Below are 12,520 nucleotides of genomic sequence, written 5' to 3'. Positions count from 1 at the left end.
ATATTACATATTTAAGGGATGCTAAAACATGAAATCGGGATTTGCAGCAATACTTGGTAGACCATCAACTGGAAAATCTACCCTTTTAAATTCAATATGCGGACATAAAATATCAATAATATCCCCTATTCCGCAAACAACTAGAAATAAAATAAAAGGAATCTTTACGGACGACAGAGGACAAATTATTTTTATAGACACACCAGGATTTCATCTGAGTAAAAAAAAGTTTAATATTGCAATGATGAAAAACATACACTCTTCAATAGGAGAAGTTGAACTCATTTTATACATAATAGACATTCAAGACAAACCTGGAGAAGAAGAGAACAAAATGTTAGAAATAATTAAAAACTCTAAAATTAATTTTTTAGTAATACTTAATAAAATTGACCTTAAAAATACAAAAATAAACGAAATAACACAATTTCTAAAAGAAAAAGAAATAGAAAATAGCAATATAATTAAAATATCTGCTGAAAAGAAAATTAACATAGAAGAACTAAAAAATAAAATTTATGAAAATTTTTCAGAAGGCCCGCTTTATTATCCACAAGAATACTACACCGATCAAGAAATAAATTTTAGAATTAGCGAAATAATAAGGGAAAAAGCTATTGAAAACCTAAAAGAAGAACTTCCCTATTCTTTGTATGTGGATATTGATACCTTAGAAAATAAAAAGGGAAGCCTTTTTATCAGGGCAAATATTTTTGTAGCAAATGAAAGTCAAAAAGGAATAATTGTGGGGAAAAACGGGAAAGAAATAAAATCAATAGGAGAAAGAGCAAGAAAAACAATTGCAAAAATTTTTGAAACAAAATGCAACCTATTCCTCCAGGTAAAACTTAAAAAAAATTGGAACAAAGAAGACAAGCTAATAAAAAGACTTATAAACTAATATTCAACTACAATTTTCTAAATTCTTGAAACTTGAAAAACAAAATGTTAAAATTTATCTAAATTTAAATTAGGAATAAAATGTGAAAACAGCGCACTGGGCGGATTTTTACGCAGAAAAAATAAAAAAAGAAAAAGGTCCAAAAACCTTGTACACAGTAGCATCAGGAATTACTCCGTCTGGAACTGTGCACATTGGCAATTTTAGAGAAGTTATCTCGGTAGACCTTGTAGCAAGAGCTCTGAGAGACTCTGGATCAAAAGTAAGATTTATTTATTCTTGGGACAATTACGACGTATTTCGAAAAGTTCCTAAAAATATGCCAGAACAGGAACTTCTTACAACCTATTTAAGACAAGCAATAACAAGGGTCCCTGACACAAGAAGCCACAAAACAAGTTATGCAAGAGCTAATGAAATTGAATTTGAAAAATATCTGCCTATAGTGGGGATCAATCCTGAATTCATTGACCAAAGCAAACAATATACCAACAGCGCTTATGCAAGCCAAATAAAATTTGCACTTGATCATAAAAAAGAACTCTCTGAAGCATTAAACGAATACAGAACTTCAAAGCTTGAAGCAAATTGGTATCCAATCAGTATATTTTGCACAAAATGCAATAAGGATACAACAGCTGTAAATAATTATGACAACAATCACTCTGTTGAGTACTCATGTGAATGTGGAAATCAAGAATCTCTAGATATAAGAACCACGTGGGCCATTAAACTTCCTTGGAGAATAGATTGGCCTATGAGATGGAAATATGAAAAAGTTGACTTTGAACCTGCAGGAAAAGACCATCACAGCAGTGGCGGCAGTTTTGATACATCTAAAAATATTGTAAAAATTTTTCAAGGCAGCCCTCCTGTAACATTTCAATATGACTTTATTTCAATAAAAGGACGTGGTGGAAAAATATCCTCCTCATCAGGAGATGTCATATCGCTCAAAGATGTTCTTGAGGTCTACACACCCGAAGTCACAAGATTTTTATTTGCAGCAACAAAACCAAATACTGAATTTTCGATCTCATTCGATCTTGATGTAATTAAAATATACGAAGATTACGACAAGTTTGAGAGGATCTACTACGGAGTAGAAGATATAAAAGAAGAAAAAAAAAGAACATTTAAACGAATTTACGAACTATCTCAACCATACATGCCAAGCAAAAGAATCCCTTATCAAATCGGATTTAGACATTTAAGTGTAATCTGTCAAATATTTGAAAATAATATAAATAAAATTCTAAATTACTTGAAAAACGTTCAAGAAGACCAAAAAGACAAACTAATAAACAAAATAAACTGCGCAATTAATTGGATAAGAGATTTTGCACCCGAAGATTTCAAATTTTCATTAAGATCTAAATTTGATAATATAGAAATACTAGAAAAAAATAGCAAAAAAGCAATTAATGAACTTTTGGATTTTTTAAAGAAAAATTTTGAAGTTGCTACAGAACAGGACATTCAAAACGAAATATATAAAATTTCAAGAGAAAATAATATAGAACCCGCTTTGTTTTTTAAACAAATTTATAAAATTTTAATCGACAAAGAAAAAGGGCCTAAATTAGCTGGATTTATCAAAATAATTGGTATGGATCGCTTTGAAAAGATTACAAGTAAATATATTTAAGCCTTAAAATTAATAAAAAAATAAGTCATAGTTATATGACTTATTAAGACTTTAATGCAAATAACCCGTTACTTCAACTTTCCTTGACTAGCAACAGATTCCATTGCCTTTTTAATTTTGCTTTCATCACCTAAATAGTAATGTTTAATGGGGTCTAAATCTTTATCCAATTCATAAACTAAAGGAATACCTGTGGGAATGTTAAGCTTTAAAACATCTTCTTCACTTAAATTATCAAGATATTTAACAAGCGCTCTTAAAGAATTGCCGTGAGCAGCAACAATAACTTTTTTACCGTCAAGAACTTCTTTTGCAATCTCATCAGTCCAATAAGGAATAACTCTTGCAACAGTATCTTTAAGACACTCTGTTGAAGGAAGCTCCCTTTTAGGAATATGTTTATATCTTGGATCTTTTATGGGGTGACGATCATCAGACTCATCCAAAGACATTGGGGGAACATCATAACTGCGTCTCCAAATTAAAACTTTATCTTCCCCATATTTTGCAGCTGTTTCTGACTTATTTAAACCTTGCAAAGCCCCATAGTGCCTTTCATTTAATCTCCAGGTTTTTTTTACACTAATATAAGATTGACCTAGTTCTCGCAAAATAATATTTAAAGTGTCATTAGCCCTTGACAATGAAGAACTAAAAGCAATATCAAAAGAATAACCTTCTTGCTTGAGAAGTAAACCTGCCTCTACAGCCTCATCGATACCCTTATCAGAAAGTTTAACATCTGTCCAGCCAGTAAAAAGATTTTCTCTATTCCACTCACTCTCTCCGTGTCTTACTAAAACTAATTTATACATAAAATCTCCTAGTATATTATTTTATTTACTAATACTAATAATTATAAATTAGCACAAAATCTAGTCAAGATTTCAACCTTAATTAAATAATGATATACTTTAAAATACATTAAGCTTTAAGTTTATCAAGCAGGGAAAAGAATTTATGGAAAATCAAAAAATTTTAGTAGCAAAATACGCAATTGATCACTACATCAAAAGCAATATGAATCTTGGAATTGGAACAGGCACAACTATTTATTATGCAATAAAATATTTAAGCGAAAAGATAAAATCGGGTAGCTTAAAAAATTTAAAATTCTATACAACAAGTAATGATACAAAATATTTACTCTCAAAAGAACAAATTCCTTATGAATCAAATTTTTCAAAACTTAACAAAAATCTAGACATTGCAATTGATGGCGCTGATGAAATTTTATTAGAAAAAAAAAGCTTAATAAAAGGAATGGGTGGCGCACATCTAATGGAGAAAGTAATAGCTTACAATTCAGAAACACTGCTAATAATAGCAGATGAAACAAAAATTGTAAAAAAATTAGGAACCAAAATGCCTATTCCAATAGAAGTTGCCCAAAATGCTGTTGGATTTATTATGACTAGGCTTGAAGAAATGAATTTAGAGCCAACCTTAAGAATTTGTAAAGAAAAAAAAGGACCCACTATAACTGATAACAATAATTATATCTTAGATGTAAAAATGAATGTGGAAAATCCTGAAGGAACAGAAAAATACTTCAAACTATTTCCAGGCATACTTGAGATTGGAATATTCAACCATAAAAACACAAAAATAGTTTATTACCAAGACAAACAAATCAAGGAAGCCTAAACTTAACTTTAAAAAAGTTATCATTAAAATAGTTTATAATTTTTACTAAATAAAAATCTAACTTAAACCTTTCACGCCCTTTTAATAGCATAACATTATTATCAAAAACAAATTTTCTACTTAAAGTTGAACAGTAATTAATAAACTTAAAAAATTGTTTTTCATTATACTCAAATCTAAGCTTAAGATCTCTCAAGCTGACACCTTGAATACTTCCAAGCCCTTGAATAAAATGATAAATAAAAAACTGTAAATCATCTAACAATTCAAACGTTACTAAATGATTATTTGCTTTAACAAAATTACCTGTTTTTCTAATCAAAGCCTTTACATTATTATTCTTGTCATTACAAAAAAGCAGGCTTACAGCATGCACCCCTAATCCTAAATAAGGTTTTAACTTCCAATTTAGCTTATTGTGCTTGCTCTCATGACCCTTTAATGCAAAATTAGTAATTTCATAATTAATGTAACCACTAGATTCTAAGCAATCTAGGGCATAAAACCACAGCTTTTCCGAATCAATCCCGTTATCAAAATCTCTCAAGACAAAGTCTTCCTCTTCGCATATAAAATCGTTAAAACAAATATGCTCAGGCATATATGAAAGCAATTCTTTCAAATCTCGCTTGAGATGAGATTTTTTTTGCAAAGGCATATTGATAGTCATATCAATATTTAAATCAAAAGGAAACTTTCTAATATTGTTAATCAAAATATTCAATTTTTCATAAGAAATCTCAGGCATTCCCACAATCTTTCTAAACTCTAAAGAAAAACTTTGAACATTAAGATTAATTCTAGTAATACAAAATTCATCCAAAAGTTTGAATTTTTCAAAATCAACATAGCCTGGAATAATTTCTAAAGTAAACTCTTCTAATAAGGCCAAATTAATATATTTGGACAAGGAAGTAAAAATACATTTTAAATTATCTTGACTACATAAACAAAAATCTACATGCTTAATATAAAGTGTTTTTATAATTGGATGACCCAACAAGGTTAAATAACATTTTAATTCCTTTAAAATTCTATTAAAAATGATAAAATCTTTACAACAAAATGACACATTAATATAAAAACTTAACTCGATAAGAGGTAAAAGATCTGCTCTCATAATTGGTCTTTTAAAAATTTAGGTTTAATTATAACATATATAAAGTACAAATATTAAAATATATTTTAAAAATATAATAAATAAGGGAGATCTGAAGGAGATTTTTAATGACCAAAGACTACTACAATATACTTGGAATACAAAAAAATGCTAGTAATGAAGAAATCAAAAAGGCTTACAAAAAATTAGCAATAAAATATCACCCGGACAAAAACAAGGGAAACAAAATAGCCGAAGAAAAGTTTAAAGAAATAAACGAGGCTTATGAAATTTTATCTTCTCCTGATAAAAAAAGAAATTACGACTCTTTGGGTAACACTAATTTTAATGGCAATAACGACCATTTTGAAAGAGAATTTAGCAGCACAAGATTTGGCAATTTTGAAGATTTAGATTTTTTTTCCAAAATCTTTGGAGGATCTTCAAGAAAAACAGCAGATAGAGAAATAACTGTAAATATTTCACTTTATGATGCTTATATGGGAAGTAAAAAAATAATACTTATAAACAACAAAAAAATTGAAATAATAATCCCAAAAGGGACATTAGAAACAACTAAAATAAAAATAAATAATAAAGGTCCTATTAATCCCATTTCTGGAGAAAAAGGAAGCTTAATAGTCAAATTTAATATATCAAGTTATAAAAATTTCAAACTGAATGGAAAAACTTTAGAAACAGCAATAGAAGTTTACCCATGGGAAATAGCCTTGGGCTGTGAAAAGCTATTTGAAACAATTGAGGGCAAAAAAATAAAACTTAAAATCCCTTCGGATGCAAAAAATGGAGAAATTCTGAACTTAAAAGGATTGGGAATGCCCATAATTGGAAGCAGCTCAAAAAGGGATCTTAAAGTAACTTTGATAGTAAAAATTCCAAAAATAATAAATAATGAAGTAAAAACTATTTACGAAAGATTAAAAGAGATATACAGCTAAAGTGTTTCTGAAAATAAATGACCAAAATTTTTTAAATTTGCCTCCCAACCCGACCTATATTCATTAAATTTATTTATTTTAGATTCATATTCTTTGATTCCATCCTCAATATTATCAAAATTCTTAGCAATATCTACTGAAAACTGAAAAACATCCCCTTGTCTGGGAGCAAGAGTAAAAAAGGCAAATTTCCAATTTCCAGAATTTATAGTAGATACAATCCTTTTTTGGAAAACATAATCAGAGATTAAAACAAATTTTTGAAACTCTTTTCTTCGTAAATAAATAAGCTCATTCCACTCATTAAAAATAGCATCTGGTAATTCATTTAAACCAATCTCAATTATATTATTAATAGACAAAAGAATTTGTAAAATTTCTATTAAATTCAAATAATAGCTATCAAAACATTGAATTGTAATTTCAAGCAAAGCAATTTTTATAAGCAGCTTAGAAATGTCAAGACTATGATCTTTCATAATTTTATCAATTCTCTCTTTTGTGTGATCTATAATGAATTTTTTATGAGTTTCTTTAATATTGCTACTTTTTTTAATTTGCTCTACTTTTTCATAGTAATCATTAATTTCTTTATTAATTACATCTAAATTATTGCTATTAGCCTCATTGGAGAAAAAATCCAACGAATTACTAAGTCGATCTAAAAATTCTTCTTGAATAAAGAATGTGGCAATTCTTATGCAAGAAAATGGTGCTTTGCTCTTTTTTTCAAAATTTTCAATTTTTTGTTTAAGATCTACTCTAAAATTTAAATATTTAAGTTTGTCTAAAAATTTATTAAAACAGGAAACATCTTCTAACAATTCATCTTCATGAATTTCTAAAAATTGGGAATTAGGATGATATTTTCTTATCAAATTTTTAATAATAAGCAAAGTATCCAAAAAAATAGCTTTATTGGCATCCCAAGATTTATTGATACTGGGATTAAAATCTTTATAAATCTTATCCAAAAATACAAGTTTATCTTTTAGCAAATTAGCATCGTTAATAAGGCTTGACTGTTCTCGATAAGAATAATAATTTATTAAACTATACCTAAAAATACTAAAATTAAGATATTTTTGAAAATCAAAAAATCTATAAAATCCTAATGAACCAAAATCAAAAAATTTCATGCCGCAATATCATCTTATTTAAGATCTACTTTATCTTTTTATACAGATTTAAAAGTATTGGAGACGCTATGAATACAGAAGAATAAGTTCCAACAATTACCCCTACCATAAATACCAAAGAAAAATCTTTTATAGATCCTTCAGTAAACACATAAATGGAAAATACTGCAACAAATGTTGTAACTGACGTCAAAATAGTTCTTGACAAAGTTTGACTAATGCTTATATTTAATACATTTAAAAATGTGTTGTCGGTTAATCGCTTAACATTATCTCTAATTCTATCAAAAATAATTATTGTGTCGTTTAAAGAATATCCAATAATAGTTAGTATTGCCACAATAATATAGCTATTAATCTCTATTCTAAATACCCCTAAAAAAGCAACTATAAAAAATATATCATGAAATATTGAAAGTATGGAAGCAATAGCATAACTTAGTTTAAATCTTAAAGTTATATAAATCAAAATCAGAATAAATGTTCCTAATACCAAAAATATTGACCTAATTCTCAAAGTAGAAGAAAAACTTGAATCAATAAAATAAGAATCCAAAACTTCAACATTAGCATCAAATTTTTTTTTAAGTTCATTTAGTATTGTTTTTTGAACTTCTGTTTTAAAAGCATAATCAATAATATCTGACTTTACCATAATAGAGAATTCGCTTTTATTCTCATTTGGTGAAAAAATGCTATTGACATCTAAAGCCTTATAAATCGGAGAGAATATTTCTTTAATTTCATTTTCTTTAATATTTGATTTTTCTATTGAAAGATTAATATTAACTCTAGAAGAAAAATCTATTCCCCAATTGTATCCACCATGATAAAAAAAAGTATAAATAAGCCCAACCAAAATCAAAACAACACTGACAATTAAAACATTACTCCCATATTTTGAAAAATTAATTACTCTTTGCATATTTTGAACTCCAAGACATACTTATAAATTTGCTTTTTCTAACAGATATGATAAATTCCAAAATAAATCTTGAAAAAATCAAACTACTAAAAAGGGATGCCACAATTCCAACAGAAAGAGACCACGCAAAACCTTGAATAACCCCTGTTCCAAGAAGAGTTAAAAAAAGCACCGCAATAAATGTCGTTATATTTGCGTCCATAATTGATAAAAATGCTTTTTTAAAACCATCTTCAAAAGCATTTTCAAATTTTCTGCCTTCTCTAATTTCTTCTTTAATTCTCTCATAAATAACTATATTTATATCAACGGCCATACCCATTGTCAAAATAAGGCCCGCAATACTTGTTAAAGTTAAAGTAAAATTAAAGGCCGACAATATTGCCAAAATTAAAAATACATTATAAATAACAAGTGAAAATCCAGCTACAACGCCACTCAAACCATAATAAACACACATAAACAAAAAAACTAAACAAAGAGCAAGCGCAGAAGCTTTAATACCAAGATCAATAGTCCTAGCACCAAGAGTAGGCCCTATTATTCTCAAATCATCTATTTTAATATCAACAGGAAAGGCTGCAGTTTTAAAGACTAAAGCAAGATCTAGAGCCTCTTTTTTATCAAAAGAATCACCTTGAATTGAAACATTGCCCCCAGTAATAGCATAGCCAATTCCTGCCACAGACTTGATTTTACCTTCCATAACAACAGCCAAAGACTTTCCAACATTTTTTTGAGTAAATTTAAAAAATTTTTCACTTCCATCAACATCAAGACTAAAAGCAACAGTATCTCGACCTGTTCTGGGATCATTAGAAACCCCAGCATCTTTAATGTGAGCACCATCAAATGAATTTTCAGGACTCATATCAACTACATAATAACGAACTGATGCCTCATCATCCACACCGTAAGAATCTTTAACGTACCAAGGAAAAATTTGTTTACTATCTGGAAGGTTCATATTTGCCTGAATTTCGGGAATAGAAAAAAGAGATCCCGCTTCTAATATTTTTCTATGCAAAAGAGATGTAAACTCGTCATCAACCACATAAAAAGTCAAATTGCCTTTTCCGCTTAAAAGAGTCCCTACTCTACTCTCATCTTTTTCTCCAGGAATATCTAAGAAAATTTTATTTCCCCCAGCCTCTCTTACAATTTTAGGCTCTGTAAGCCCGAACCTATCTACCCTATCCTTAAGAATTTGCATTATTCGATAAATAGCATCCTCTCGCTCAGCAAAAGTCAAAGAACGGCCTAATTTTTTCTCAACACTTGAATAATCAAGAGAAATAGTAACACTCATCCCCCCAGACAAATCAAGTCCAAGATGTATTATTCTACTTTTGCTCTTCTTTATGTTCTCATAATATCTATAAATCTCTAAGCTTACTTCTCCCATATCAGAATCGGTCAAAAATCCTTCTCGCAAGGTTTTAGCAGTAAAAATATTAGGCGGAATTTTCATTGAAGACTTATAATTATTTTTTGCTATTGGAATTAAATAAGACAGACTAGCTGGAATGCTGCTGTTGGGATCTTTGTGATACAGCTCTTTAAGCTTAGCAAGATCATCCAAAGCTTTTTTTTTAGAATAATCCCTTAAAGCCTCTTGCGAATATGAGCTTATTTTTTTATCCTCAATGCTCATTAAAAAATACCACTTTAAAGTCGGAAATATTAAAAGACATGCAAAAAACGTCACCAACAATATCAATATAAGCTTAGATCCTTTTTTCATTATACAAATCCTTAAAATTTTTAAAAAATACCATTATTAGCTAACAGTTCTAATTTTACCTTTAAACAACACTTTTTTTAACTTCATTTTTTTTCAGACAAAACTTTCTCAATAGAGTTTTTTATAAATACTGCTTCGTTATTTGGACTTAACTCTAAAATAACATCCGTATCGCCTAATTTTTTCACAACCCCAAAAATTCCACCTACTGTTAATACCTTATCGCCTTTTTTCAGATTTTTTATCATTTCTTTCTTATTCTTCTCCTCCTTACGCTGAGGAGATATCACTAAAAACCAAAATATAGCAATAACAGGCACAAAAACTAACAAACTTCGCAAAAAGCTACTATTGCCGCTAAATTCTTGCAATAAAAACACAAAACCTCCTATACTATATATATGTCACTTTTATCTTATTAATATCATCAGGATAAACTACTCCAAATAAAAGCTTAAAATCGTCTTTTTTGGTATAATTAGAGTTACTTATTTTATTATACTCTTCAATTAAATAATTAATAAGACCGTCATCGTTTCTATAAAGAGCCTTGCTAAAGGCGCTTCTGTAAAGACCAAGTTCAAAAAGTTCTTTAACGCTTTTACCTTTATTTTCTCTTAAAAGTTGCCTATCTACTATTGCTTTTAAACCATCAAAGCCTATACAAAAAACAAATTCATCCTCACTCAAAATAATTCCTTTGAATAATAAAATATTCACCGGCAAAAACACAAGTTTGCCGGTGAAGCCTTTTTACATCATTCCCATTCCTGGGTCCATAGGATAACCACCACCACCAGAAGTATTTTTATCTTCTTTAATATCGGTGATTGCACATTCTGTTGTTAATAAAAGCCCCGCAATCGAAGCAGCATTTTGAAGCGCACTTCTTGTAACCTTAGCAGGATCAATTATTCCACTCTCAATCATATTTACCCACTTAAAGCTAGCAGCATCAAACCCAAGCCCTTTTTTCTCGGTTTTAATTTGATGAATATAAATAGATCCCTCAAAACCAGCATTTGAAATAATCTGCCTCATTGGCTCTTCAAGACTTCTTTTTACAATTTCAAAACCTTGCTTTTCCTCATAGCTTAATTTGCTTGTATCTATTGTATCTAAATACATAGCAACTTCAATAAGAGTTGATCCACCACCAGGCACAACACCCTCTTCAACAGCAGCACGAGTTGCAGAAAGAGCATCTTCAACTCTATGCTTTTTCTCCTTAAGCTCTACTTCAGTAACAGCTCCAACATTAATAACAGCAACTCCACCAACAAGCTTTGCAAGACGCTCTTGAAGTTTTTCTTTATCATATTCAGATGTTGAATCTTCAATTTGCTTTTTAATAAGCTCTGAACGCTCCTTTATTTGTTCTTTATTACCGGTATTAATAATAGTAGTATTGTCTTTATCAACCTTAATAGTTTTAGCCTGTCCAAGTTGCTCAATCTCAACTGTCTCAAGAGTAAGACCTAGCTCCTCGCTGATTAAAACACCGCCGGTAAGCACTGCAATATCCTCAAGCATTGCTTTTCGTCTATCACCAAAACCAGGAGATTTAATTGCACATACCTTTAAAGCTCCTCTAACGCTGTTTAAAACAAGAGCAGCAAGAGCATCCCCTTCAATATCCTCAGCAATAATTAATAAAGGTTTATTTGTTCCTAAAACTTTCTCAAGAACTGGTAAAAGCTCTTTAATAGAACTAATCTTTTTCTCATATATCAATATGAAAGCATCATCAAAATTAACACTCATATTCTCTTTATTGGTAGAAAAATAAGGAGAAAGATATCCTCTATCAAATTGCATGCCCTCAACATAAGAAATCGTAGTATCAAAAGTTTTTGACTCCTCAACTGTTATAACCCCATCTTTTCCAACTTTATCCATTGCCTCAGCAATTTTTTCGCCTATATAACTGTCATTATTAGCAGAAATTGAAGCTACTTGTGCTATTTCTTCTTTTGTTGTAATCTTTTTTGCAGATTGACGAATTTTCTCAGCAGCCAAATTTACAGCGTGATCTATTCCTTTTTTTATTCCAATAGGATTAATTCCTGAAGACACATTTTTAAGGCCTTCTCTTGCAATAGCATAAGCAAGAACAGTAGCTGTTGTTGTTCCATCACCAGCAACATCATTTGTTTTAATAGCAACTTCTTTTAAAAGCTGTGCTCCCATGTTTTCAAACGGATTTTCAAGCTCAATCTCACGAGCAACGCTAACCCCATCCTTTGTAACCGTTGGAGAACCGAACTTTTTATCAATAAGAACATTTCTCCCTTTTGGCCCAAGAGTTACTTTTACAGCATTGGATAATTTTTCAACGCCACTAAGTAAGCTTTTTCTAGCATCCTCATTAAAATATATGTCTTTAGCCATAAAAATTTTACCCCTTTCTATAAATAAAAATAATTTATATAACAATATAAGATTAACATAAACTTAA

12 protein-coding genes are annotated in these 12,520 nt (G+C 29.6%); 4 read left to right on the top strand and 8 right to left on the bottom strand.

Annotation, left to right across the window (positions count from 1 at the left end; genetic code table 11):
• The first annotated feature begins 28 nt into the window (after window positions 1-28).
• Together era and lysS are read left to right on the top strand one after the other, a co-directional pair.
• Window positions 29-901, top strand: coding sequence for a GTPase Era (gene era, locus QIA22_RS03890; protein WP_301611901.1), 873 nt, complete (start codon window positions 29-31; stop codon window positions 899-901).
• An 82-nt stretch (window positions 902-983) separates the two neighbouring features.
• Complete coding sequence (lysS, locus tag QIA22_RS03885; RefSeq protein ID WP_301611900.1) at window positions 984-2,549, top strand: lysine--tRNA ligase; 1,566 nt, start codon at window positions 984-986, stop codon at window positions 2,547-2,549.
• A 68-nt stretch (window positions 2,550-2,617) separates the two neighbouring features.
• On the opposite strand, the gene gpmA is transcribed toward lysS, so the two are convergent.
• Entirely contained in the window at window positions 2,618-3,364 is a 747-nt protein-coding gene (gene gpmA, locus QIA22_RS03880) for a 2,3-diphosphoglycerate-dependent phosphoglycerate mutase (protein ID WP_301611899.1), read from the bottom strand.
• Window positions 3,365-3,509: 145 nt separating this feature from the next.
• On the opposite strand from gpmA, the gene rpiA reads away from it, so the two are divergent.
• The gene (gene rpiA / locus QIA22_RS03875) at window positions 3,510-4,196 is read left to right on the top strand and encodes a ribose 5-phosphate isomerase A (RefSeq protein ID WP_301611898.1); all 687 of its coding nucleotides are present in this window, start codon (window positions 3,510-3,512) and stop codon (window positions 4,194-4,196) included.
• Here the strand turns inward: rpiA and psgB are convergent.
• On the bottom strand, window positions 4,183-5,316 hold the full coding sequence (gene psgB / locus QIA22_RS03870) for a HemN-related non-iron pseudo-SAM protein PsgB (protein ID WP_301611897.1): 1,134 nt from the start codon (window positions 5,314-5,316) through the stop codon (window positions 4,183-4,185). The two genes, rpiA and psgB, sit on opposite strands and share 14 nt — an antisense overlap.
• Before the next feature lie 107 nt (window positions 5,317-5,423).
• On the opposite strand from psgB, the gene QIA22_RS03865 reads away from it, so the two are divergent.
• A complete protein-coding gene (locus QIA22_RS03865) occupies window positions 5,424-6,254 on the top strand; it encodes a DnaJ domain-containing protein (RefSeq protein WP_301611895.1) in 831 nt (276 codons plus the stop codon).
• Here QIA22_RS03865 and QIA22_RS03860 read toward each other — a convergent pair.
• The 6 genes from QIA22_RS03860 to groL all read right to left on the bottom strand — a co-directional run bounded on the left by QIA22_RS03860 (window position 6,251) and on the right by groL (window position 12,453).
• Window positions 6,251-7,393, bottom strand: a complete 1,143-nt coding sequence (locus QIA22_RS03860) for a hypothetical protein (protein ID WP_301611894.1) — start codon at window positions 7,391-7,393, stop codon at window positions 6,251-6,253. The genes QIA22_RS03865 and QIA22_RS03860 overlap by 4 nt on opposite strands.
• Before the next feature lie 25 nt (window positions 7,394-7,418).
• Complete coding sequence (secF, locus tag QIA22_RS03855; protein ID WP_301611892.1) at window positions 7,419-8,318, bottom strand: protein translocase subunit SecF; 900 nt, start codon at window positions 8,316-8,318, stop codon at window positions 7,419-7,421.
• Complete coding sequence (secD, locus tag QIA22_RS03850; RefSeq protein ID WP_301611889.1) at window positions 8,302-10,062, bottom strand: protein translocase subunit SecD; 1,761 nt, start codon at window positions 10,060-10,062, stop codon at window positions 8,302-8,304. Before secD ends, secF begins: the two co-directional genes overlap by 17 nt.
• 83 nt (window positions 10,063-10,145) lie before the next feature.
• Window positions 10,146-10,463, bottom strand: a complete 318-nt coding sequence (gene yajC, locus QIA22_RS03845) for a preprotein translocase subunit YajC (RefSeq protein ID WP_301612207.1) — start codon at window positions 10,461-10,463, stop codon at window positions 10,146-10,148.
• Window positions 10,456-10,752, bottom strand: a complete 297-nt coding sequence (locus QIA22_RS03840) for a hypothetical protein (protein ID WP_301612206.1) — start codon at window positions 10,750-10,752, stop codon at window positions 10,456-10,458. Before QIA22_RS03840 ends, yajC begins: the two co-directional genes overlap by 8 nt.
• 63 nt (window positions 10,753-10,815) lie before the next feature.
• Window positions 10,816-12,453 carry a chaperonin GroEL gene (groL, locus tag QIA22_RS03835; RefSeq protein WP_301611887.1) on the bottom strand — a complete coding sequence of 546 codons (1,638 nt, stop codon included), beginning with the start codon at window positions 12,451-12,453 and terminating at the stop codon, window positions 10,816-10,818.
• Window positions 12,454-12,520 lie beyond the last annotated feature (67 nt).

It is taken from the genome of Borreliella kurtenbachii (genome assembly GCF_030437945.2).
In the GTDB taxonomy this organism is placed as follows: domain Bacteria; phylum Spirochaetota; class Spirochaetia; order Borreliales; family Borreliaceae; genus Borreliella; species Borreliella carolinensis.
The sequence above is the reverse complement of the archived record's forward strand: the minus strand, read 5'-3'. Positions and strand labels throughout refer to the sequence as shown.